27 protein-coding genes and 1 tRNA gene are annotated in these 23,203 nt (G+C 59.1%); 17 read left to right on the forward strand and 11 right to left on the reverse strand.

Features of this window, described 5'->3' with window-relative positions:
• Positions 1–75, reverse strand: a tRNA-Ser gene (locus EKK30_RS05280).
• A gap of 134 nt (positions 76–209) precedes the next feature.
• On the opposite strand from EKK30_RS05280, the gene EKK30_RS05285 reads away from it, so the two are divergent.
• The gene (locus EKK30_RS05285) at positions 210–884 is read left to right on the forward strand and encodes a hypothetical protein (protein WP_290981346.1); all 675 of its coding nucleotides are present in this window, start codon (positions 210–212) and stop codon (positions 882–884) included.
• 26 nt (positions 885–910) lie between these two features.
• Here EKK30_RS05285 and EKK30_RS05290 read toward each other — a convergent pair whose 3' ends face one another.
• Positions 911–1,183 carry a sel1 repeat family protein gene (locus tag EKK30_RS05290; protein ID WP_366927322.1) on the reverse strand — a complete coding sequence of 91 codons (273 nt, stop codon included), beginning with the start codon at positions 1,181–1,183 and terminating at the stop codon, positions 911–913.
• Between the two features lie 420 nt (positions 1,184–1,603).
• On the opposite strand from EKK30_RS05290, the gene EKK30_RS05295 reads away from it, so the two are divergent.
• Complete coding sequence (locus EKK30_RS05295; protein WP_290981349.1) at positions 1,604–1,873, forward strand: hypothetical protein; 270 nt, start codon at positions 1,604–1,606, stop codon at positions 1,871–1,873.
• A gap of 15 nt (positions 1,874–1,888) precedes the next feature.
• Here EKK30_RS05295 and EKK30_RS05300 read toward each other — a convergent pair whose 3' ends face one another.
• A complete protein-coding gene (locus EKK30_RS05300) occupies positions 1,889–2,518 on the reverse strand; it encodes a glutathione S-transferase N-terminal domain-containing protein (RefSeq protein WP_290982486.1) in 630 nt (209 codons plus the stop codon).
• A gap of 25 nt (positions 2,519–2,543) precedes the next feature.
• Complete coding sequence (locus EKK30_RS05305; protein WP_290981351.1) at positions 2,544–3,512, reverse strand: quinone oxidoreductase; 969 nt, start codon at positions 3,510–3,512, stop codon at positions 2,544–2,546.
• A 154-nt stretch (positions 3,513–3,666) separates the two neighbouring features.
• On the opposite strand from EKK30_RS05305, the gene EKK30_RS05310 reads away from it, so the two are divergent.
• The 5 genes from EKK30_RS05310 (at position 3,667) to EKK30_RS05330 (ending at position 6,778) form a co-directional block, all read left to right on the forward strand.
• A complete protein-coding gene (locus EKK30_RS05310; RefSeq protein WP_290981354.1) occupies positions 3,667–4,125 on the forward strand; it encodes a hypothetical protein in 459 nt (152 codons plus the stop codon).
• A 91-nt stretch (positions 4,126–4,216) separates the two neighbouring features.
• On the forward strand, positions 4,217–4,771 hold the full coding sequence (locus EKK30_RS05315) for a DedA family protein (protein WP_290981357.1): 555 nt from the start codon (positions 4,217–4,219) through the stop codon (positions 4,769–4,771).
• Between the two features lie 107 nt (positions 4,772–4,878).
• Entirely contained in the window at positions 4,879–5,043 is a 165-nt protein-coding gene (locus EKK30_RS05320; protein WP_290981360.1) for a hypothetical protein, read from the forward strand.
• A 67-nt stretch (positions 5,044–5,110) separates the two neighbouring features.
• Entirely contained in the window at positions 5,111–6,475 is a 1,365-nt protein-coding gene (locus EKK30_RS05325) for a cytochrome P450 (RefSeq protein ID WP_290981363.1), read from the forward strand.
• 129 nt (positions 6,476–6,604) lie between these two features.
• Positions 6,605–6,778, forward strand: a complete 174-nt coding sequence (locus EKK30_RS05330; RefSeq protein ID WP_290981366.1) for a hypothetical protein — start codon at positions 6,605–6,607, stop codon at positions 6,776–6,778.
• Here the strand turns inward: EKK30_RS05330 and gatB are convergent.
• The 6 genes from gatB to gatC are packed head-to-tail and all read right to left on the reverse strand — an operon-like array spanning position 6,762 to position 11,099.
• On the reverse strand, positions 6,762–8,243 hold the full coding sequence (gene gatB / locus EKK30_RS05335; RefSeq protein ID WP_290981369.1) for an Asp-tRNA(Asn)/Glu-tRNA(Gln) amidotransferase subunit GatB: 1,482 nt from the start codon (positions 8,241–8,243) through the stop codon (positions 6,762–6,764). The genes EKK30_RS05330 and gatB overlap by 17 nt on opposite strands.
• Entirely contained in the window at positions 8,240–8,551 is a 312-nt protein-coding gene (locus tag EKK30_RS05340; RefSeq protein ID WP_290981371.1) for a hypothetical protein, read from the reverse strand. Before EKK30_RS05340 ends, gatB begins: the two co-directional genes overlap by 4 nt.
• On the reverse strand, positions 8,541–8,858 hold the full coding sequence (locus EKK30_RS05345; protein WP_290981374.1) for a chorismate mutase: 318 nt from the start codon (positions 8,856–8,858) through the stop codon (positions 8,541–8,543). The genes EKK30_RS05340 and EKK30_RS05345 overlap by 11 nt, the downstream gene beginning before the upstream one ends.
• Before the next feature lie 39 nt (positions 8,859–8,897).
• On the reverse strand, positions 8,898–10,397 hold the full coding sequence (gene gatA, locus EKK30_RS05350) for an Asp-tRNA(Asn)/Glu-tRNA(Gln) amidotransferase subunit GatA (RefSeq protein ID WP_290981377.1): 1,500 nt from the start codon (positions 10,395–10,397) through the stop codon (positions 8,898–8,900).
• Complete coding sequence (locus EKK30_RS05355) at positions 10,390–10,809, reverse strand: hypothetical protein (protein ID WP_290981380.1); 420 nt, start codon at positions 10,807–10,809, stop codon at positions 10,390–10,392. Before EKK30_RS05355 ends, gatA begins: the two co-directional genes overlap by 8 nt.
• 2 nt (positions 10,810–10,811) lie before the next feature.
• Entirely contained in the window at positions 10,812–11,099 is a 288-nt protein-coding gene (gatC, locus tag EKK30_RS05360; protein ID WP_290981383.1) for an Asp-tRNA(Asn)/Glu-tRNA(Gln) amidotransferase subunit GatC, read from the reverse strand.
• 235 nt (positions 11,100–11,334) lie between these two features.
• Between gatC and ruvX the strand changes: the two genes are divergently transcribed.
• The 5 genes from ruvX (at position 11,335) to dprA (ending at position 16,081) form a co-directional block, all read left to right on the forward strand.
• Complete coding sequence (ruvX, locus tag EKK30_RS05365; RefSeq protein WP_290982488.1) at positions 11,335–11,802, forward strand: Holliday junction resolvase RuvX; 468 nt, start codon at positions 11,335–11,337, stop codon at positions 11,800–11,802.
• 124 nt (positions 11,803–11,926) lie between these two features.
• A complete protein-coding gene (locus tag EKK30_RS05370; RefSeq protein WP_290981386.1) occupies positions 11,927–12,901 on the forward strand; it encodes an aspartate carbamoyltransferase catalytic subunit in 975 nt (324 codons plus the stop codon).
• A complete protein-coding gene (locus EKK30_RS05375; RefSeq protein WP_290981389.1) occupies positions 12,898–14,229 on the forward strand; it encodes a dihydroorotase in 1,332 nt (443 codons plus the stop codon). Before EKK30_RS05370 ends, EKK30_RS05375 begins: the two co-directional genes overlap by 4 nt.
• Positions 14,230–14,274: 45 nt before the next feature.
• Complete coding sequence (gene plsY / locus EKK30_RS05380) at positions 14,275–14,907, forward strand: glycerol-3-phosphate 1-O-acyltransferase PlsY (protein WP_290981391.1); 633 nt, start codon at positions 14,275–14,277, stop codon at positions 14,905–14,907.
• Positions 14,891–16,081 (forward strand): DNA-processing protein DprA, encoded by a 1,191-nt coding sequence (dprA, locus tag EKK30_RS05385; RefSeq protein ID WP_290981393.1) that lies wholly within the window; start codon positions 14,891–14,893, stop codon positions 16,079–16,081. The genes plsY and dprA overlap by 17 nt, the downstream gene beginning before the upstream one ends.
• Here dprA and EKK30_RS05390 read toward each other — a convergent pair.
• Positions 16,078–16,257 (reverse strand): nodulation protein NolW, encoded by a 180-nt coding sequence (locus EKK30_RS05390; RefSeq protein ID WP_290981395.1) that lies wholly within the window; start codon positions 16,255–16,257, stop codon positions 16,078–16,080. The genes dprA and EKK30_RS05390 overlap by 4 nt on opposite strands.
• A 233-nt stretch (positions 16,258–16,490) precedes the next feature.
• Here EKK30_RS05390 and topA point away from each other — a divergent pair, with 233 nt between their 5' ends.
• The 5 genes from topA (at position 16,491) to rpmG (ending at position 23,062) form a co-directional block, all read left to right on the forward strand.
• Positions 16,491–19,271: a type I DNA topoisomerase gene (gene topA / locus EKK30_RS05395; RefSeq protein ID WP_290981398.1), complete on the forward strand. Its 2,781-nt coding sequence runs from the start codon at positions 16,491–16,493 to the stop codon at positions 19,269–19,271.
• 23 nt (positions 19,272–19,294) lie between these two features.
• Positions 19,295–21,571 carry a ribonuclease R gene (gene rnr / locus EKK30_RS05400; protein WP_290981400.1) on the forward strand — a complete coding sequence of 759 codons (2,277 nt, stop codon included), beginning with the start codon at positions 19,295–19,297 and terminating at the stop codon, positions 21,569–21,571.
• Between the two features lie 70 nt (positions 21,572–21,641).
• On the forward strand, positions 21,642–22,100 hold the full coding sequence (locus EKK30_RS05405; RefSeq protein WP_290981402.1) for a DUF983 domain-containing protein: 459 nt from the start codon (positions 21,642–21,644) through the stop codon (positions 22,098–22,100).
• Positions 22,101–22,104: 4 nt separating this feature from the next.
• Positions 22,105–22,818, forward strand: coding sequence for an NUDIX hydrolase (locus EKK30_RS05410; RefSeq protein WP_290981405.1), 714 nt, complete (start codon positions 22,105–22,107; stop codon positions 22,816–22,818).
• A 76-nt stretch (positions 22,819–22,894) separates the two neighbouring features.
• Positions 22,895–23,062, forward strand: coding sequence for a 50S ribosomal protein L33 (gene rpmG / locus EKK30_RS05415; RefSeq protein ID WP_290981408.1), 168 nt, complete (start codon positions 22,895–22,897; stop codon positions 23,060–23,062).
• Positions 23,063–23,203: the final 141 nt, after the last annotated feature.

Genomic DNA, 23,203 nt, shown 5'->3' on the forward strand with positions numbered 1-23,203 from the left:
GGAGGGATTCGAACCCTCGATACGCCTTTAAAGCGTATGACGATTTAGCAAACCGTTGCCTTCAGCCACTCGGCCACGTCTCCCCAAATCAATGGGTAATGGCCCCCTATAGAGGGCGAGCCATGTCAATGCAAGACGCGTCGGCTACCCTTACTCAAAGATATCATCTTCGTCGGGCTACTGCCGCAAAGTCGTCCTAGTCCTCGGGAATGCAATATCGCGTCTCAACTTTGACGGGTCTTATCGTGCATGTTCCTCTGAGATCGGTGTGGATCGCGGTCCTAGGTATGACGGCGCCCTTCACGGCACGGGCCACGGAACTGTGCGTGAAATGCAAAGGCCCAGACGCGGTCTATTCATGCATTGTCGGCAATGGGCATTCGGACGCCAGCCTCGATACCGTCGCTAAATTCTACTGCATCACCAAGCTCGCAAAAGCAGGGTCCCACGCGAGCTGTGCGATTGATCGATCTGCTTCGCCGCCGTGTCCGGGAGAGCGCAAGGAGTTGCCGATCCCCGCATTCCTCAATGGGGCTTTAGAAGATCACGCAGAGCCTCAGAGCACGTCGACACCGAGCGTAGATCGGCCTAACGGCGATGCGCATCAGGTTGCAGCACCTCCGCCCGCCGGCCAACCCGATCAGCTCGATGCGGCACATACTCAGCCAGCCGAGCAGCCGCCGCCCGAGAACCCACCCCGAACGGTTCAGGAAATGGTCGAAAAGGGCGCAAAATCCGCCGGTGATGGCTTCAGCGAAACGCAAAAGACTGCGGGCGATGCCGCAAAGTCGGCGAGCACCGCCTTGGAAAAAGCGGGCTCTGCGGTCGGAGGCGCGGCGAAGAGTTCGTGGAAGTGCCTCTCCTCATTCTTCTCGCACTGCTGAGGTGCTCGGAATAGAGAAGCTTGGCTTCAATGCATTGAAGCCAACCACTCCCGTGCCAGGCGCTGCGCACGCGTGACGTCGGCCTTGCTCATGTCTGCGGCGAGCTCGGAGCGATAGCGCTTTGCTTCGTCGTTACCGCGCATAGCTGCAATATTGAACCACTTGTGTGCTTCAACGAGATCGATTGTCCCGTCACGACCCGTGCAAAAGCTCATTCCAAGCTCGAACAGAGCATCTGAATGATCGCCCTGCGCGGCGTAATCGGCGGTCTGACGTGATAACACGTCCATACGTGCCATATCTGCGTACTCCAAATTCGGCCGGTCGCTTCACACCTCATGTCGAACGCGGCCCTGTGCTTAGGTGCCCTTCTCCGTTCATTGGGCCCCATGAAAACAATCGCAGCGCTTCAATGAGAACTCGTAAAAACCCAAGCAAATTTAAGCTAATAGGCCGGTAGTCTTGCTTGAAATTGTATTGCGGGAAGCCGCGGATCGGGACGTTTTATCCACAAGCGGACATAAGGTGATAGACGGTTAAGCTGGGTTGTCACCAACTGCTAACCATGCTTGTAAAAGGCATCCCGAGGCGGGGTCCGAGCGACGGGGCTCGTAGATGTTCAGCCGGGGTTCAGCCGAGCGCTGCTAACCATAACACTGCGGGTCGTTGGCCCGAGTATCAGGAGGGTTCAAGTCGGCTTGCCGGCTTGATGAGGGAAAATGCTTCACGCGATGGTTCGCCGCTCATTTGCGGTCGTGGGCGTAGTTGCGCTCGCCGGGTGCGCTCAGGATGGCCCGAGACCCGCTTACATCGGCCTCTCGGATCTGGCCGGTGACGCGTTCTCTCGTCCGGTCGAGCCAGCGGTAAGTGAAGACGCCCCTGAAGTGCTGCGGCACATCCAATCGAACAAAGTTCTTGGCGCAATGGCGTTCCAGAAGATTACGGGCCAAACCGTCGATCCTGACAGCCTGCTGGGCCACGGCCAATAGCGCGGATTGCTCACTCTAAATCTTCTTCAAAGATAATCCCTTGATCACGGCGGGGCGCGCACCGACTTCGTCCAGCCAACGCTTGACGTTCGGATAGTTTGTGATTTCCAGGTCAAGCCTCTCCCAATTCCGCGCAAACGGGAACGTCGCAATATCAGCGATGGAGTAGCTGCCTGCCAGAAACTGCCTGTCACTCAGGCGCCGGTCCATCACGCCATAAAGGCGTTCAACCTCCTTCGTGAAGCGATCAATGGCGTATGGGATTTTCTCCGGCGCGGCGGACCGAAAGTGAAAAGCTTGGCCGAACATAGGTCCGAGCCCGCCAACTTGCCAAAACAGCCACTGATCAACATCGGCTTTTGCTCTCTCATTGGAAGGATAGAGCATGCCGAACTTGCGAGCGAGATAATGGAGAATTGCGCCGGATTCGAAAATCGCGAGCGGGTTACCGTCCGGGCCTTCTGGGTCGACGATGCAGGGTATCTTGTTGTTCGGCGAAATAGCGAGGAATTCGGGATCGTATTGCTCGCGGTTGTTGATGTCGACGAATTTCACTTGATACGGCGCACCAACTTCTTCGAGCATGATGGAAGCTTTGAAGCCATTCGGGGTTGGCCAGAAGTAGAGGGTGATCGGCTCTTCCATGTCTCCGTCGTCCTGCATCTTCTCCTCAGGGCACTAGAATTACTGAGCCCGTCGTTTTCCGGGCCTCGAGATCGCGATGCGCGTCGCTGGCTCGAGCTAGTGGATAACGGTGGTTGCTCGTGATCCGGATCTTCTTGCTCAGCACCATCTCGAAGAGATCGTTGGCGCTTTCTTCCAAATCCTGAGTTGTCGCCGTATAGGCCAAAATAGACGGGCGCGTGGCAAAAAGTGAGCCTTTCAGAGCCGTTAGCTCAAATGGAGGCACGGGACCGGAGGAATTTCCGAACGACACCCAAAGTCCCCTCGGCCTGAGACAGTCGAGGGATCTCGGAAACGTGTCCTTGCCGATGGAATCGTAGACGACGTCACAACCCTTGCCGCCGGTCAGTGAACGCACACGCCCGACGAAATCTTCGCGGCTCGTATTTATGACGTGGGTACAGCCATTCTGGCGGGCAAGTTCGCCCTTCTCGTCGGAACTGACCGTACCGATCATGGTCGCGCCAAGTGCATGCGCCCATTGGCACGCGATGAGCCCGACGCCGCCGGCGGCTGCATGAAAAAGCAACGTTGTGGAGGAATCGACGCGATAAACTTGCCGCAGCAGACAGCGCACCGTCATTCCACGCAGCAACATTGATGCTGCCAACTCGTAGTCGATACTATCTGGAAGCTTGACGAGCCGATCTTCGGGAACGACCCGAAGTTCCGCGTATGCACCTAGCGGACCGGCATAAGCGACCCTGTCGCCGACCTTCAATCTTCCCGTGCCTGGTCCAACGGCTACGACCTCTCCTGCCCCCTCCGATCCGATGGTCGCAGGCAGATTGGGAAGCTTGTAGAGCCCGGTACGATGATAAACATCGATGTAATTGACCCCAATTGCATATTGCTTCACGAGGACTTCGCCCGCTGCCGGGGACGGCGTCTCCACTTCCTCGTAGACGAGCGCCTCCGGACCGCCATGCTCATGAAGACGTATGGAAAAAGGCATTCGGTGCTCCTTTCGCAATCAGCTGTGGATCAAGAGATGCCGTTTCGTCACGAATCCCGCTAGTGGCTTGACGAGAAACACAACTTAAACTGCCCTCCGCCACGAGCCTGCCATCCTGACTTCCTACCGGCAGATGAAACGAAACGGATTCGTCTTGCTGAGCCCTAAAATCGCACCTTCACGAGACTTGCCGAATGCAGCCACAGTCCTTCTGCTGGCTGCACTCGCCCTTGGAGGCTGCGCGGGCAACGAAGCGGCTCTGGGCGATCCGGCACGCGGTCTGAAGTGCGTTGACGACAGCAACGTGTGCATCAGTCAGCGCAAAATGGTCTACGATTCGTATATGGCCGATACCTCCCGCGCATGGGTGAAACAGCAGCCTGGCCCCCATGAATATGCCTCGGGTGTGCGGCTCATGGCTCTGAGTAAGAAGCGAAAAGAACTCACATGCGATGAACTCGCACACGGCAAAGCCGAAGCCGATCGCGGTCCCGCTGCACTGAGCGGTGGCGGCTATGTCGGTTTGACATCCGGACAGGTCGCCAGGGCAGCGATGCTGTCCCGCGAGGTCTCGCGGGAACTTGCGCAGGAGATCGCACGTCGCTGCCGGTAAGTCTTGAAGCCGGTTGCGCGCTTACTATGTTGGCCGAATGGCTGCGCGGCACCTCAAGATCAACAATAATCTCTAATCTGAAAGCCTGAGCATGAGCGTGCAGGAATTCGTCGAGGCTATCGTCAGTTTTGTCAGAGCTCATGAAACCTGGGCGATCCCTGTGGCATTCGTCGTAGCCTTCCTGGAGAGCTTTTGCTTTCTTTCTATTCTTTGGCCAGGCACCGCAATCTTGGTGGGCATTGCAGCGCTCCTCGCGAAAAGCGGGGTGGAACTTTCCGTTCTCTGGCCAGCCATCATCGCGGCTGGCATCGGAGGCTCATTTGGGTACGCTCTGTCGTACTGGATTGGCCTTTATTATAAGCAGGGCATTCGCCAGCTTTGGCCGTTCAGCCGCAGCCCTGCGATGGTGGACAGCGGGCAAGCCTTCTTCGATCGCTGGGGGGCTCTCAGCGTCTTCTTCGGCCACTTTTTCGGCCCCGTTCGCGCCGTGATCCCGGTTGTCGCCGGCATGTACGCTTTGCCGCAGTGGCAGTTTCAGCTGGCAAACATTGTATCGGCGTTCATTTGGGCAGCAGGCATTATCGCCCCGTCGTATTTTGGTTTTGGCTACTTCCTGGGTGCCGATCCCGCCCCCGCGGCTCCCTGATCAGCCCCGAGCTTGCGCGAAATCGCGCAATCCCTTAGAGGAACGCCTTCGTGCCGCGCCGACGCGCGCCGCCAGATCCTTTCCATTCAGGCATTGGGGCCATTTTCATGTCGAAGACGTCGTTGAAGAACATCCAGAAGCAGAAGAAGAAGGCACGTCGTACGATCGACCGCCCGGCACAGACGCGCATCCAGGGCAACACGGCCGCAGTTCGCAAGCGCCTGAAGAAGCAGTCCGGCCTCGCGCGCGCGAAGAAGGCGGCATCGGCCTAATTAAGGCCCACTGCCGAATCATACTCCGTCAAACGCCGGCGCACCGTAAGACGTGAGCAATTCACCAATGACCACCGCGCTCTATCCGCCGACGGTAACGCCAGCGTCGCGTGCGCTGCCGCTCCTGCCCTTTCTTGGCCGGTTCGTTCGCAATCCACTGCGCGCCATTCCGCAGTCGGTCTATGAAGAGCCGGTCGTCACGTATGGGAAGAAGCGAACGCTGGTAGCGTGGGTAACCGATCCCGCGCTCGTCGAGAACATTCTCGTCCGAAACGCCGAACTCTTTCTGAAGACGCGCCTCGACAGGCGCGTCCTGCGTCCAATCATCGGCGAGGGCCTGTTGACGGCGCAGGGCGAAAGCTGGCGCTGGCAGCGTAAGATCGCGAGCCCTCCGTTTCGTCACTCAGAACTCCTGACCTACGTTCCAGCCATGGTTGAAGCCGCGAATATTTGCGCGCGCGACTGGCGAGCACGCGGGGCGTCGCCGCTTACGACCGACGTCGAGGCGGACATGACGGATGCGACCTTCAACGTCGTGACCAAAACGATCCTGGCCGGAATCAGCAAAGCCGACGGCGATACGATCAAGCGCGCCGGCCGCGCCTATCTGGATCCGATCTCGTGGGAGGTCGCTGCAGCCCTGCTCCAGTATCCGGAAAACTACTGGCATCCAGGCAAGGGACGAATGAAGCGGTCTGCCGTCGAACTGCGCGCCATCGTCCGCCGCCTCGTCGCGCAACGCCGGCAGGAAAGGCCCGAAGGGGCCGATCTGGTTGCGCGCATGCTAGACGCAAAGGATCCTGATACGGGCGAACCGATGTCGGACGAGATGATTGCCGACAATCTCGCGACGTTCCTGTTTGCAGGACACGAAACGACGGCCAAAGCTCTGACTTGGGCGCTTTATATCCTTGCCCGCGCACCTGAGTGGCAGGAACGACTGCGTGACGAAATCGCGGCCGTCACCGGCGGCAATGCTGTTTCAGCCGACACGGTCAACAAGCTGCCGACCGTTTCCCGGGTACTGAAAGAGGTGATGCGTCTCTATCCGCCTGCGCCGGTCATGACTCGCGTCAACGCGGCTGAAGTTGAAATGGCCGGCAACGTTCTGCCGAGCCCCACGCTGATCGTGATGCCGATTTTCATAATCCATCGGCACCGGGTGCTGTGGGATGATCCAAATCGCTTCGATCCGGATCGCTTCTTGCCTGAGCGCGAAGCCCGCTACCCGCGGACGCAGTTCATGCCGTTCGGCTTCGGGCAACGCATCTGTATTGGCTCATCGTTCGCGACGCTTGAGGCCACTGCCATTCTCGCAACGCTTCTGCAAAAGGCTCGTTTCGAGTGGGACGGCAAGGTAGCCCCGGAACCCGTTAGTCGCGTGACGTTGCGCCCGAAAGGCGGCATGCCGTTGATCGTTCGGTCGCTTTAACCCGCCATTTACCGAAGTTACCGCTTCGCCAAAGCAGCGCGTGCAATTTTATGCGGGCCTTGAGTCCGGCTTAAAACATTCTGCGGTATGTTTTGTCGCATCTGAGATAACGCCTCCAAGGAGAGGCCAATGACAACGACAAAAATCGCCTACATCGCATCAGCAATCGTTCCGTTCGGCTTGGTTCTGCTCGCGTGCTACGGGATCGCGTATGTCGCGATGACCGGCCTCAAGGATAGAAGGGCCAGAAAGCTGGCCCTTCTGAAGGTACCTGCAAAAGCTCGCGTCAAAGCCCCAGCTTAGCTTTTAAGATCTCGTTGACTGCGGCCGGATTGGCTTTGCCGCCTGTCGACTTCATAACTTGACCGACGAACCAACCGAGCATCGAAGGCTTTGCTTTTGCCTGCTCGACCTTGTCAGGGTTGGCCGCAATTATTGCATCGACGGCCTTTTCGATCGCGCCGGTGTCGGTCACCTGTTTCATGCCGCGCGTTTCAACAATCTCAGCCGGATCGCCACCCTCAGTCCAAACGATCTCGAAAAGATCTTTGGCGATCTTGCCCGAAATCGCATTTGAGCTGATGAGATCGACGATTCCGCCAAGCTGAGCAGCGGAAACAGGGCTTTCGTCGATTGCTTTGCCTTCTTTATTCAGACGCCCGAATAACTCGTTGATGACCCAGTTGGCGGCAAGCTTGCCATCGCGGCCCTTGGCGACCGTCTCGAAATAATCGGCTGATGGGCGTTCGGCGACGAGCACGTCGGCATCATAACCGGAGAGGCCGAAGGTCTTCATGAAGCGGGCGCGTTTCTCATCGGGGAGTTCTGGCAAGCCCGACGCCAACTCGTCGACGAAGTTTTGCGTCAACTCTAGCGGCAGCAGATCCGGATCAGGGAAATAGCGGTAATCGTGCGCTTCTTCCTTCGAGCGCATCGATCGTGTTTCCCCTTTTGCGGCATCGAAGAGCCGTGTTTCCTGATTGATCTTGCCGCCGTCCTCGATGATGTCGATCTGGCGGCGCGCTTCGTACTCGATCGCCTGCCCGATGAAGCGGATCGAATTGACGTTCTTGATCTCGCAACGCGTACCGAGCTTGTCTCCAGGTTTCCTGACGGACACGTTGACGTCGGCGCGAAGGTTGCCCTTCTCCATATCGCCGTCGGACGTACCTAGATAACGCAGGATCGTACGCAGTTTCGTGATGTAGGCTTGCGCCTGTTTCGATGAGCGCAGGTCCGGCCGCGAGACGATCTCCATCAAGGCCACGCCCGAGCGATTGAGATCCACGTACGAATAATCGGGATGCTGGTCGTGAAGCGATTTACCGGCGTCCTGTTCAAGATGAAGCCGTTCAACGCCGATTTTCAGCGTCTCTCCGTCAACCTCGATTTCGATTTCGCCTTCCCCGACGATCGGCTGCTTATACTGCGAAATCTGATAACCCTGCGGGAGATCCGGATAGAAGTAGTTCTTGCGATCAAAAACGCTTCTGAGATTGATCTCGGCCTTAAGACCCAAACCGGTGCGGATCGCTTGCGCGATGCACTCGCGATTGATCACAGGCAGCATGCCGGGCATGGCAGCATCGACCAGCGAAACGTGGCTGTTGGGCTCGGCCCCAAAACCGGTAGACGAACCTGAAAATAGCTTCGACTTCGACGCGACCTGGGCATGCACCTCCATGCCGATGACGACTTCCCAGTCGCCCGTCGCGCCAGCAATGAGATTCTTGGACTTCGGCTTTTCAGCGATTTTTTGAGAGCTCATTTCTCGCCTCCGGTCCGGGACTTGATAGCATATCCGGCCGCTGCATAGACAAATCCGGCAACAAGCGACACGATGAACGCGCCAGCGGCTGCACGGCCGAGAGTGGGCCCATCGAACAGGCGGAACAAGGTCAAAAGATAGAGCAGGGCCGAGCCGGAGATCGCGCCCCCGAATGCCGCAAGTATGATCTTTGATTTGTCATCGACACGTTGGCCCAGGATGTAGGCCACGATGATCGTTGCGGGATTGAGGACGCCATAGAGCAGCACTTCGCCGAGTGGCACGTCCGGCTGGAAATCAGGACCCACCGCTTGCCCCCGGCTTCTCAACACTCTCCTGCGCCTGACGCAGTTTTTCTTCTTCGTATTGCACGAACCAACCGATCATGTTGCGCCACTGCGCCCCAACCATCTCGATCATCTCTGGCGGCATGTCTTTCTCGGCAGCCCGCGCTTTCACCCGATCAATGACCTGCTGTATCCGCCACTGAACGACTGCGCCTTCGCGCGTCGTCATTTTCAGCTGCCAGGCCCGATCGACATAGCCGTAGCGCTCCGCGATGAGATCGACGAGCGCGTTATCGATGCGATCGATCTCACTGCGCACCTGGGACATGTCTGCGCATTCCCACGGACGTTTTGGGTCCATGATCTTCTAACCCTTCATCCACCATGCATCCGGCACTGGAAAACGGCCAGCCGCATCTTCAATGACCTGAGCGGTCCGGAACAATGTTTCTTCATCGAACGGCTTGCCGATAAGCTGCAGGCCGAGCGGCGTACCCTGCGACGACAGGCCGGCGGGAACGGACATCCCCGGCAAGCCCGCCATATTCACCGTGACGGTAAATATGTCCTCAAGATACATCGCCAGCGGGTCACCCGACTTCTCCCCAAACGCGAAGGCCGGCGACGGCGTGGTCGGCGTCAGCACAACATCAACGCTGTTCCACGCTTCGTCGAAATCGCGCTTGATGAGAGTGCGGACCTTTTGAGCCTTTAGATAATAGGCATCGTAATAGCCGGCCGAGAGAACGTACGTACCGATGAGAATACGACGTCGCACTTCTTTGCCGAAGCCCGCCGCACGGGTGTTTTCATAGGTGTCGATCAGGTCGTCGCCGTTGACGCGCAGGCCATAACGCATTCCGTCGTAACGTGCGAGGTTCGATGAACACTCGGCAGGCGCGACGATGTAGTAGGCTGGAAGCGCGTACTTCGTATGCGGCAGCGAAATTTCGTGGATCGTTGCGCCGGCTGCTTTCAGCCACGAGATGCCGTCGTCCCAGAGCTTCTGAATTTCCGCGGACATGCCGTCGACGCGATATTCTTTCGGGATACCGACGCGCAGCCCTTTTACACCCTTCGAAAGAGCTGCCTCGTAATCCGGAACAGGCGCATCGACGGATGTCGTGTCCTTTGGATCGTGGCTCGCCATCGCTTTCAGCATCATCGCGCTGTCGCGAACCGTTTTCGTTATCGGCCCGGCCTGATCGAGGGACGATGCGAAGGCAACGATCCCCCAGCGCGAGCAGCGCCCATAGGTGGGCTTGATGCCGACCGTACCGGTCAAAGCTGCGGGCTGTCGGATCGACCCACCCGTGTCGGTTGCCGTCGCCGCTAGGCAAAGATGAGCTGCGACCGCTGCGGACGATCCGCCTGATGAGCCCCCGGGAACGAGTTTGTCGGTGGTGATCTTGCCATCAGGCCCTTTGCGGCGCCACGGACTGACCACGTTTCCGAAAGCGCTCGTCTCATTCGAGGAGCCCATCGCGAATTCGTCGTTGTTGAGCTTGCCGAGCATGATCGCGCCGGCATCCCACAAATTCTGCCCCACGGTCGATTCATACGGCGGCTTGAAATCGCCCAGGATCTTCGAGCATGCCGTTGTCCTGATGCCGTTGGTGCAGAAGAGATCCTTGTTGCCAATCGGCAGACCTTCCAGCGGACGCGCCTTGCCTTCCCCGATCCGCTGGTCACTCGCCTTCGCCTGCGCCCGCGCGTGCTCGGGAGTTGAGAGAACGAAGGCGTTGAGAGCGCTATTGCCCTTCTCGATCGAGGCGATGAAAGCGTCCGTGAGCTCCAGCGCCGAGAAAGACTTCTTCTTGAGCCCGTCCCGCGCCTCAGCCATGGTGAGTTTGGTAAGATCAGTCACCGCTCGACTTTCCCTTCAGTCCTTTGCAGCGCTCGTAGACCAGCGCTTCTGTTCCGCTCTTGACCTCGATCCTATCGGCATCGAGGCGCGTGAACCGAACCGTTTGTTTGTACTCCTCGGCCCCTTCGGAGCATTGCATCTTGCCCTCGAATACATTGGGTCCCGCTTCGCCTAAGGATTCAAAATCACAACCACCTTCCCAGCTGCGCGTGCCTTCGCGGGTCAGCGTCAAAGGATAAGTCGAGATGTTGGGCGCCGCCTTACCCGCTTCGATGTCTTCAAGCTTCTTGCATCCCGTTGTCGGCGAGTAGGTTCCGTCGCCGATGAATGGAGCGTCGAGCTTTCTTTCTTCCGCACGAGCGGCGCTCGAAACCAGCATCAATGCCGCCGCCGCGAATAAGGCGTTGTGCATACTCACTCCACGACCTTGGGGACGACGAAGAAGTTGTCCTCGGACATAGGAGCATTCGCCGTAACTTGATCCGCGATCTCGCCATCTGTCACGACGTCGTCCCGCATCTTGAGCTTTTGTTCGACAACCCGCGTCATCGGCTCGACCGCGGACGTATCGACGTCGTCGAGTTGCTTGACCCAGTCGAGAATGCCGGAAAGCTCCTTTTCGAGGCCCTTCGCCTCTTCGTCGCTGACCTTGATCCGCGCAAGGCGCGCGATACGGCGAACGGTCGCTTCGTCGACCTGCATGGAAAGTCCCTTCAAGACCTATGGGATTGCGCCGTTCTCATAGCCGGGCCAGCCCCCTTATTGCAACCAGCCGTGGCATTAGGCGGCCGTCTTGTCCCGGAATAGGCTAGTGAGCGCCCCCACGCCTCCGCGATGCCAATTTGTCGCCGAAGCTGCTAGAGCGAACCCTTCACCATCCAAACGGCCAAGCTCAGGTCCCCGAGTGACAATTACGCCCCCTCCCACCGCCCAAGGTCTGACCACAGAAGACCAGGCCCAATTTCGGCTCGCAGTCGGACCATCCGGCCGACTGATCGGTATCGACGCCGGTACGAAGACGCTTGGCCTCGCCCTGTCCGACGTGCGGCGAACAATTGCTTCTCCGCTCGAAACTATCCGCAGGACGAAGTTCACAGCGGACGCGATGCGGTTATTTGCCATTGCTGCCGAGCACGAGGTGGCCGGCCTTATTCTCGGCCTGCCGCGAAATCTCGACGGCACGGAAGGGCCACGCGCTCAGGCCACACGCGCTCTCGCCCGAAATTTCAATAAGATGTCGCCGCTGCCCGTGCTGCTCTGGGACGAACGTCTGACGACTGCGGAGGCGGAGCGCATGCTGATCGCGGCCGATCAGAGCCGGAAGCGACGGGCCGAGGTCATCGACAAGCTCGCTGCCACAATCATTCTGCAGAGCGCACTCGACCGGCTCAACCAAGCTACCTAATTCGGGTTCAGCCATTATTGAGCAGCAGAGACAGTGGCATTTCAGGCTCCATTAAGGGCTTTGCTATTGATGTCAGCTCGCAAGCTTGCGGGTTCCAAAGACTCCCCCTATAGAAACGCCTTTAATGACAACGAAATCGAACTCGAACGCGCTGAAGATTTTTCCGCGCCGCCATTTGCTGACCTGCGATGGTCTGTCGGCAAATGAGATTAATTTTCTGCTCGATCTGGCGGACCGGAACGCGGATCACATTCGTAACAACGGCAGAAAGCGTGAAGTCCTCGCAGGCCGCACGATTATCAATCTTTTCTTTGAATCATCAACGAGGACGCAATCCTCTTTCGAGATGGCGGGGAAGCGACTGAGCGCCGACGTTATGAACATGAACGTGGCGACCTCGTCGGTGACGAAAGGGGAAACCCTAATCGACACTGCCGTCACTCTGAACGCCATGCGGCCCGACATCATCGTGGTACGTCATCACGCGGCAGGTGCAGTAGAACTGCTTTCTCAGAAAGTCGACTGCTCGGTCATCAACGCCGGCGATGGCGCGCACCAGCATCCGACACAGGCCCTCCTCGATGCATTGACGATCCGCCGGGCAAAAGGCCGGATCGCAGGCCTGACCGTGGCTATTTGCGGCGACATCCTGCACTCTCGAGTGGCCCGTTCTAACATTAACGTTCTAAACGCGCTCGGCGCCCGCGTGCGCATCATTGCGCCGACGACACTCTTACCTCCATCCCCGGACCGCCTCGGTTGCGAAGTGTTCACCGATATGTGGAAAGGGATCGAAGGCGTCGACATCGTCATGATGTTGCGACTCCAGCGCGAGCGCATGGATGCATCGTACGTGCCGTCGATCCGGGAATTCTTTCACTTCTTCGGGCTCGATCAGGAAAAGCTCGCTCGCGCCAAGCCGGATGCGCTCGTCATGCATCCAGGCCCCATGAACCGCGGGGTCGAAATAGCCTCGACCGTCGCCGATCACTCCCGGAGTGTCATCCGTGAACAGGTTGAAATGGGCGTGGCGGTACGGATGGCCGTTCTCGAAGCCTTGGCCGCGCACCTTCCCGGCTTCGCGGAGGACGCGCCATGAGGAAGCCCATTGAAAAGCCGAAAAACGTCGGCCAGGAAACCGTTTTCATCAATGCGCGCCTCGTAGACCCCGCCTCCAACCGCGACGAACCCGGCGGGCTTCTGGTCAAGGACGGCATGATCGCCGATCTTGGTGGCCACCTCCGCCGCAATGCGCCGGACGGCGCGACCGTCATCGACTGCAAGGGAAATGTTCTCGCACCAGGTCTGATCGACGCCCAGGTGTTCACAGGCGAACCCGGCTACGAGCACCGGGAGACACTCAAGACCGCGAGCCATGCTGCGGCGGCTGGCGGCGTGACCACGATAGTCGTCATGCCCGACACCAATCCGGTTATCGATCAGGTCGCCCTCGTCGACTTCATCCAGCGCCGCGCCCGCGACAACGCCCTCGTCCACGTTCACACCATGGCAGCGATGACGAAGGGCCTTCAGGGCGAGGAGATGACCGAGATCGGTCTATTGAAACGTGCCGGCGCCATTGCTTTCGCCAACGGTAAGGCGAGCGTCGTCAACACCCGCGTGATGCGCAACGTTCTAAGTTACGCCAAGGACTTTAACGCTCTCGTCGTACATCACACGGAAGATCCTTATCTCTCCAACGGCGCGATGAACTCCGGTGAAGTCGCCGCGCGGCTCGGACTATCGGGCGTTTCCAAGATCGCCGAAACGATCGTACTCGAACGGGACGTACGGCTCGTCGCCATGACAGGCGGCCGCTACCACGCCGCCACCATCAGCTGCCTAGAGAGCCTTGAGGTTATTCGAGGCGCCAAAGCCAAGAAGCTGCCGGTGAGCTGCGGCGTATCGATCAACCACCTCACGCTCAACGAAAACGACATTGGTCCCTACCGGACCTTCTTCAAAGTGCGCCCGCCCTTGCGGCGCGAGGAAGATCGTGTCGCAATGGTCCAGGGCGTCGCAAACGGCGATATCGACATCATCGTTTCGAGCCACGATCCGCAGGATGCGGACACGAAACGCCGTCCGTTCGCCGAAGCCGCCGACGGCGCGGTGGGCATCGAGACGCTACTTTCGGCCGCGCTTCGGCTGGTGCACTCTGGAGATATTACTCTCTCGGCCATGCTGAGGGCTCTGACGATCAACCCGGCGCGGCTTCTGGGTCTTCATTCCGGCCGCCTGGCCAAAGGGGCGATTGCCGACCTAGTGCTGTTCGATCCCGGCGAGCCGTGGGTCGTCAACAAGGACCTGCTGCGCTCGCGCTCCAAGAACACACCCTTCGATGAGGCCAAAATGCAAGGCCGTGTTCTCCGAACTGTCGTTGCCGGCCAGACTGTCTTTGAATACGCTGGCGTCGAGCGAACCTAGGCATTACCTCTCGGCGACGCCCATCGCCCTGCATGAGACTTTTCCATGAGCTTGATGTCACCCTTGGCTCTGCTGACGGACGACGGCTCATGGCAAGCAATCGCGATAGCTGGCGTCGTCGGCTATCTGCTTGGCTCCATTCCCTTCGGGCTGCTACTGACGCGCGCCGCAGGGCTGGGAGATATCCGGGGCATTGGTTCCGGCAATATCGGCGCTACCAACGTCCTCCGCACGGGAAATAAAAAACTCGCCGCCGCGACCCTTCTTCTCGATGCCGCGAAAGGCGCCGTCGCTGTACTGATTGCAAGGGCATGGCTCGGTGACACGGCTGCGCTCGTTGCCGGTCTCGCTGCCTTTCTTGGCCACATCTACCCAGTCTGGCTCGGTTTCAAGGGAGGCAAAGGGGTCGCCACCTATCTCGGCGTCCTTATCGCGCTTGCGTGGCAGCTGGCGCTTCTTTTCGCGGTCCTGTGGCTTGGCGTTGCCAAACTCGGCAAGATTTCCTCTTTGGCAGCCATCGTCGCCACGATCGCCGTCCCCATAGCGGCGTGGTCGTTTGGAGATCGAACACTCGCTTTGACCGTCACGCTGATGAGCATTGTCGTGCTGATCAAACACCGCGCCAACATCGAACGTCTGATGGCTGGGGAGGAGCCGAGGATTGGCTCCAAGACCTGATCAAACCGAACTCTTCTCGGCGAAGCCTTCCCGCCTGGATCTGACCGACGAGGAGCGGCTGGCCTGCTTACGGCTGATCCGTTCTGAAAACGTCGGTCCGGTCACATTCCGCGATCTTGTCTCGTACTACGGCGGTGCCGCCAAAGCATTGGAGATACTGCCGACGCTGTCTGCCCGTGGCGGCTCGGGGCGACCAATCCGCATCTGCCGGCAAAGCGATGCCGAACGCGAACTGGAAACGGCGCGGCGTTTGGGAGCCGTGCCTCTCTTCGCTGTCGAGCGCCAATATCCCGCGGTTCTCGCCGATATCGATGCGCCGCCTCCAATGATCTACGTGAAAGGCAATCAGGAGCTGCTGAGGCGTCCGGCCGTCGCGATCGTCGGCTCTCGGCAATGCTCGGCGGCCGGGGTGCAACTCACCAAGCTATTTGCCACACAGCTGGCGGAAGCCGGATTTGTGATCGTATCCGGATTGGCGCGCGGCATCGATCGCGCGGCGCACGAGGCATCTTTCGCGGGCGGCACCGTGGCCGTGGTCGCCGGCGGCATCGACTGGGTCTATCCCCCGGAGCATGCCGAGCTTCAAGCGCGAATCGGAGCGGAAGGTTGTCTCGTGTCAGAACGACCGCCCGGTCTTCAGCCTCGCGACAAGGATTTCCCTCGCCGCAACCGGATCATCGCAGGCTTGGTCTACGGCGTAGTGGTGATCGAGGCTGCCGCGCGTTCGGGCACCTTGGTCACTGCACGCTACGCCAACGAGCTCGGCCGCGAAGTGTTCGGCGTCCCGGGCCATCCCCTAGATCCTCGTGCCGAGGGCACCAATCGCCTGATCAAGCAGGGCGCGACGATGGTGACGGAGACGCAGGACATCCTCGACATTCTTCGTCCGATACTTGGAATGGATGAGCGTCGTCTGGATTTTGCGGCAGCTCCGTCCCCCGCATCACTGCCCCACCCGGAAGCTTCCATCCAATCCCCGGCCGGCGAATTCGCCCCAGAGGATGTCCAAAGGGCCGTGCTTACGGCGTTGGGACCAGCACCTGTGGCTGTGGACGCGATCACTCGGCAAACTGGCCTCAACGCCAAGGCCGTCCAGATTGCACTGCTGGAGCTCGACCTCGCCGGTCGGATCGAACGCCAGGGTCAAAGCCTGGTCGCCCTGAAGCCGGCTTAGACGCTTCGACGTTGAGCCTCGCGCATTGCTTCGGCATAAGAAATGGCCAGGAGACGAGACAACTTGCGGTAGCCCTCCCGCTGCGCCATCTGTTGCAGCTCGCCTAGGAGATCAGCGAGATACTCAAGATGGTCCTGCTGACCGTCGGCCCCAGCTTCGTATTGATCTCGCTTCAATGAGTTTTCCATCGTGTCGCAGTCACCCCCACCAGCAATCAAGGCATAAACGTAATCAACGCAACCAAAAGTAGCAATAGTTTGAGAACAACAATTTTTAAGAGAACAACCAGGGGGTTTGACAGCGCTGCGTCGATCAACCATGTTCCCGGCCCGCCGGGCACCACCAGATTGAAGGCCGGCTTAATCCGCCGCAAATCGGGCCCTTCCCGGCGCAGGAGCGAAATCCCCAGATGAACGTCGTCATCGTCGAATCCGCCGCTAAGGCCAAGACGATCAATAAATATTTGGGTCCGAGCTATAAGGTCATCGCGTCGTACGGACACGTCCGTGATTTGCCGGCCAAGGACGGCTCGGTGGAGCCGGACCATGATTTTCAGATGCACTGGGAGGTTGATCCCAAGTCCCAGAAGATCATGCGTGAGATCGCGGACGCTGTAAAAAAGGCGGACAAGCTCATCCTGGCGACCGACCCCGATCGCGAGGGCGAAGCCATCTCCTGGCATATCCTCCAGATCCTCAACCAGAAGAAGGCTCTCGGCAAAGGTACCGAGGTAGAGCGCGTTGCTTTCAACGCCATCACCAAGCAGTCAATTCTCGCTGCACTCAAGGAACCTCGGAAGATCGACGAGCCGCTGGTGGACGCGTATCTCGCCCGCCGCGCCCTCGATTATCTGGTCGGCTTCACCTTGTCTCCGGTCCTCTGGCGCAAACTTCCTGGCTCGCGTTCGGCAGGCCGCGTCCAGTCCGTCGCGCTCCGATTGGTATGTGACCGCGAAGCTGAGATCGAGGCTTTCAAAACCGAAGAATACTGGACGATCGAAGCCCTTCTTTCGACGAGCAAGAACGAGGACGTCCGTTCGCGGCTCGTGTCGATCGACGGCGCAGTGCTGAAGAAGCTCGACATCAAAGACGAGGCAACCGCCACTGCCATTCGAAAAGCCCTGATCGGCCGGGATTTCCGCGTTGCCTCCATCGAAAAGAAGGCGACCAAGCGCAATCCCTACCCGCCGTTCACGACGTCCACCTTGCAGATGGACGCTTCCCGCAAGCTCGGCTTTTCCGCCAAGCAAACGATGCAGATTGCCCAGCGCCTATATGAAGGCGTCGATATCGGCGGCGAGACCGTCGGTCTGATCACGTATATGCGAACCGACGGCGTCCAGATCGTTCCGGAAGCCGTCAGTCAGATCCGGGACGTCATTTCCGCTGAATACGGCAAGAACTACACGCCGTTCGCGCGCGAATACAAAACCAAGGCGAAGAACGCGCAGGAAGCTCACGAAGCTATTCGCCCGACCGACCCGCGTCGCAAGCCGGATCAGGTGCGAAAGCACCTCGAGAAAGATCAGGCCGCCCTTTACGATCTCATTTGGAAGCGCGCGATTGCCAGTCAGATGGCGGCCGCCGATATCGAGCAAACCGCTGCCGAAATTGAAGCCAAAGGCTCCGACGGCAAGAACTATGGCCTCCGCGCCAACGGCTCCGTAATGATGTTTGACGGCTTCCTCCGAGTTTACGAGGAAGGCCGTGACGACCGCGTTCGCACCATCGAGAAAGGCAAGGACGATACATCCGATGAGGATGACGATAATCGTCGCCTGCCCGCGCTCGCGGTCGGGGACCACCTGAAGGACAAGGAAGTCAGCGCCGATCAGCATTTCACCCAGCCGCCACCGCGCTTCTCAGAGGCAACGTTGGTGAAGCGGATGGAAGAACTCGGCATCGGCCGCCCTTCGACCTACGCCTCTACGATGGCCGTTCTCGTTGATCGCGATTACGTGCGGATCGAAAAGAAGCGGCTCGTCCCCGAGGACAAGGGTCGCCTGGTCATCGCGTTTCTGGAAAGCTTCTTCCGGCGATACGTCGAATACGACTTCACTGCGGATCTGGAAGAAAAACTCGATCTCATCTCCAACGACGAGCTCGCCTATAAAGAAGTGCTGCGCGACTTCTGGCGCGACTTCATGGCGGCGGTCGGAGAAATCAAGGATCTGCGCGTCGGTGACGTGCTCGAAGCGCTGAACGAGATGCTCGGACCGCATGTTTTTCCCGACAAGGGCGACGGCAGCGATCCGCGGCTTTGTCCCAAATGCGGGAATGGCCGTCTAAGCCTCAAGATCTCAGGTAAATATGGGGCGTTCATAGGGTGCGGAAACTATCCCGACTGCAACTATACCCGCCAACTGACGCAGAGTGCGGACGGCGATGCAGCCGCGCTCGACGGTAAGATTCTTGGCTACGATGATAACGGCCTTGCAGTGACACTACGCACGGGTCGCTTTGGTCCGTACGTCCAGCTTGGCGAAGCCGAAGGCGATGAAAAACCGAAGCGCTCGAGCATTCCTAAGGGCGTGGATGCCGCAACGCTTGATTTCGATAAGGCTATGCAGCTCCTTTCATTGCCGCGCGATGTGGGTTCGCATCCCGATGAGGGCGGCATGATCACCGCAGGCCTCGGTCGCTTTGGCCCGTTCATCCTGCACGAGCACGACGGAGCCAAAACTTATGTGAACCTCGAAAGTCTCGAGGACCTTTTCACCATTGGTCTCAACCGCGCCGTCACGCTGATTGCTGAAAAACGGGCTGGCGGGGGAAAAAGCCGCTTCCAACGCGGTGCCCCGAAAGTCGTCAAGGATCTCGGCGCACATCCAAGCGAAGGCGGCCCGGTTCAGGTGCTGGAAGGCCGGTATGGCCCTTACGTCAGCCACAACAAGGTCAACGCTACCGTGCCGCGGGCGAAGGATCCAACGTCTCTCACGATGGATGAAGCGCTGGCACTTTTGGCCGAGCGTATTGCCAATGGCGGCGGCAAGAAGGGCAAACCCGCGCGCGGAGCCAAGGCGAAGCCGGCAAAGAGCGAAAAGCCGTCCAAGAGTGATAAATCGGCGAAAGCCGCCAAGTCCGATGCGCCCAAATCCAGCGCGGCGAAGGCACCCGCTGCCAAAGCGCCGGCGAAGAAGTCCGCACCTGCATCAGCGGGGAGCAAGAAACTCGCAAAGGCTAAGGCCTGAGCACGAAACGACGAGGCAAGCCGGTGGCCCGCAAATCAGGCGCGACGCGAGCCCCTGCCGATGGCGGTCTGCCAAGCAAAGAGCAAATTCTAGAGTTTCTGAATTCTGCGCCCGGGAAAGCGGGCAAACGCGAGATCGCACGCGCCTTTGGCGTATCAGGCGGCGCTAAAATCGCTCTGAAGCGCCTGCTTTCGGAGATGGCGGAGGAAGGCTCACTCTCGGGAGACAAGAAGCACCTCCGTGAGAAGGGCAAGCTTCCGCCGGTCGCTCCGCTGGAAATCACAGGCCGCGACGAGCATGGTGATCTCGTTGCTAAGCCACTTGAATGGGAAGAATCCGACGGCAAACGGCCACTTGTCCGATTGGTCTCCGGACGCGAGGGCCGCGATGCCGAATTTGGCATCGGCGACCACGTTCTAGCGCGCCTCCACAAGCTGCCGCGAAGCAGCGGAGCGGCAAGCTATGAAGCGATCCCCGTCAAGAAGCTCCGGCGCGAGAAGCGTCGCCTGCTCGGCATCTTCCGCGCTTCCAAGCGCGGCGGCGGGACCATCGAACCGATCGATCGCAAAGAACTCAAAAGCTGGCCAATCCTCCCCGAGGACATGGGCGGAGCAGACGACGGCGACCTTGTCCGCTTTCAGCTCGTTCGACGCGGCCGTTTCGCGACGCCACGCGCCGAGATCGTCGAAAGCCTCGGCAATCCGGACGATCAACGCAAGATCTCGCTAATCGCTATCCATGCCCATGGGATCCCGGAAGATTTTCCGGAGGCCGTTCTCAGGGAATGCGAGACGCTCGAACCGCCAACGATGGGCGGGCGCACCGACCTCCGCAGCATTCCACTGCTGACAATCGACCCAATGGACGCGCGCGATCACGACGACGCTGTCCATGCGGAGGCCGACCCGGATTCCAAAAATTCCGGCGGCTTCATCGTCACTGTCGCGATCGCGGACGTGGCACAATATATCCGGCCGGGTTCGAAGCTCGATCGCGAAGCCCAGCTGCGAGGTAACTCGGTTTATTTCCCGGACCGGGTCGTGCCGATGCTGCCCGAGAAGATTTCCAACGACCTATGCTCCTTGCGTGAACTGGAGGAGCGTCCGTGCCTCGCAGTGCGCATGGTGTTCGACAAGCACGGCGAAAAACGCAGGCACACGTTCGTTCGCGCCATGATGAAGTCGGCTGCGAAGCTTTCGTATCAGGAGGCCCAAGCCGCGATCGACGGCAATCCATCTGATAAGTGCTTGCCGCTGATGGAGAGGGCCCTCCTGCCGCTTTGGGAAGCCTATCGAACCGTCGCAAAAGCGCGCGACAAGCGCGGCCCGCTCGACCTCGACCTCCCTGAACGCAAAATCATCCTGAACGAGGAAGGCAAGGTTGCGCGTGTCGTCACCCCGGAGCGCCTCGAAGCCCACCGGCTCATCGAAGAGTTCATGATCCAGGCGAACGTCGCGGCCGCCGAAACGCTCGAGGAAAAGCGCCTTCCCCTTGTCTACCGTGTCCATGATCAGCCGAGCCCCGAGAAGCTTAAGGGTCTCCGTGATTTCCTGGAGACGCTGGACATGAAAATTCCCCATGCGGGAGCCTTGAAGCCGGAAGCGTTCAATCGCGTGCTTCACCAGGCCAAGGATCTTCCTGTCCCGGATCTCATCAACGAAGTGATCCTGCGTTCGCAGTCCCAGGCCGAATACAATCCGAAGAACATCGGACATTTCGGCTTGAACCTGGTCCGTTACGCCCACTTCACGTCGCCGATCCGCCGCTATGCGGATTTGATTGTCCATCGTGCCCTCATCCGCGCTTTGAATCTCGGCCCTGACGGATTGACCGATGAGGAGATTCCGCGCCTCGCCGCAGTGGCAAAGGCGATTTCAGATACCGAGCGGCGCGCCATGTCTGCCGAGCGGGAAACGACGGATCGCCTGATCGCCGCGCACTTGGCCGACCGCATTGGCGCGACTTTCGCGGCCCGCGTTGCCGGCGTGACGCGATCGGGCCTCTTCGTGAAGCTCAAGGATACCGGCGCCGACGGGTTCATTCCGATTTCCAGTCTCGGCAATGACTACTATCACCATGTCGAAGCCGCGCACGCCTTGATCGGCGCGCGCTCGGGAGAAGGTTATCGCTTAGGCGATACGGTCGAGGTAAAGCTTTTGGAAGCGATCCCTTCGGCTGGGGCACTGCGCTTCGAGATGATCACCGAGCCGACAAAAAGCAACTTGTCCGCGAGCCGCCTTCCCGGGCGGAGAAACACGGGTAAAAAGAAGTTCGGTAAATTCCGCGGGCGGTCTCGCTAAGTCATAAGATTTCGCCGAGCCGCCGGCGGCCCGCCTTGACCTCCACAGGCAGAGAGCCCATCACGCGTTCATGGTACAGCAGCCCCATCAAACCTCTTCCGGGACCGACGAAGCGCCGCGCAACGTCTGGCAGTCCATGCGGCGCGGCTGGCTGCAACGTTGCCCCGATTGCGGAACGGGCCGTATGTACGGCAAATACCTCAAGGTGAACGACACCTGCCCGAATTGCGGCAACGAACTCTTTCACCAAAGAGCCGACGACGCCCCGCCCTACTTCGTCATGACGATAACCGCGCACGTAATCGTCGGCGGCATTCTCATCCTTGAGCGGCTATTTTCCCCGCCCACGTGGGTACAGCTTACGATCTGGATTCCGGCATTGATCCTTCTGAGCCTATGGCTTCTGCCGCGAACCAAAGGCCTGCTCATCGGCTATCAATGGGCCCTCCGCATGCACGGCTTCGGAAATCCAAAACTGGACGAGCCGGAGCAATGGCCGCCGTCGCCACCAGAGACATCTCCGAGATGACGTAATGCCGAAGTCGCACGGACAACCAGCGAGTTCCGCCATTGATGTTCCTATCCGCGATGCCGCATGCGTTCTCGTTGTCGACGCATCAGCACCCGAGCCGAAGCTTCTCATGGGGCGACGCCGCGCGGAGCAGGTCTTCTTGCCGAATAAATGGGTCTTCCCTGGCGGTCGCGTGGAAGATGACGACAGGTCGCTGGCCGACGGTTTTGGGGACGGCTTTTCTCCAGCCGATCTCGCATCTGAGATCAGGCCTTTCGCGCTGGCGGCCGTGCGCGAACTCTTTGAAGAAACCGGACTGATGGTTGGCCGCCGGGGCACGCTCGCCGGCGCCGTAGGACCCGCTTGGCAAGCTTTTGCAGCATCAGGCTGCGTGCCCATCCCAGCGCATCTTTACCCGTTGGCGCGAGCAATTACGCCGCCAGGCCGAGTGCGCCGCTTCGATACCTGGTTTTTCCTCACAGGGTCCACTGCCATCTTGACTGATAGCGCTCTGCCCGATGGGGAGCTGCTCGATCTCGGCTGGTTTACGTTACCGGAAGCACGCAACCTCGATCTGCCAAACATCACAAGGCTGGTGCTGGAGGACCTCGCGGGCTTGCTTACGAAAGCGCGCGTCAGCACCGATGCGAGCGAACCACTGCCCTATTACTATTCCGATGGCACAGCCTTCCGCCGTGATCTGATATCGTGTAAAGTCGCACCTCCCACGCCTTGACATGGCAAAGTTGGTGCGTATGTTGCGCGCTTCTCGGCCAAGCTGTCTTGGCTCTTAATCTAAGGCCACTCGATCCATGGCGAAGCCAGTTACTCAGAAAATTAAATTGTTGTCGTCAGCCGGCACGGGTTTCTTTTACGTGACGAAGAAGAACCCCCGCACGTCGACCGAAAAGCTTATTTTCAAGAAGTACGATCCCGTCGCTCGCAAGCACGTGGAATTCAAGGAAACCAAGATTAAGTAAACGCGCGAACCGTTCGCGAAATCCTCATACTGACTTGATGTGAATCATGCTTTGGGGGAAGGCCCTGCCGCATTGATGTGGCCAGGGCTTAAAGCAAACTCGGCAGCGGGGTAAATCGTTCCGAGACAGCTTCGCAACCCT

It is taken from the genome of Hyphomicrobium sp., assembly GCF_003987855.1.
GTDB lineage: Bacteria > Pseudomonadota > Alphaproteobacteria > Rhizobiales > Hyphomicrobiaceae > Hyphomicrobium_B.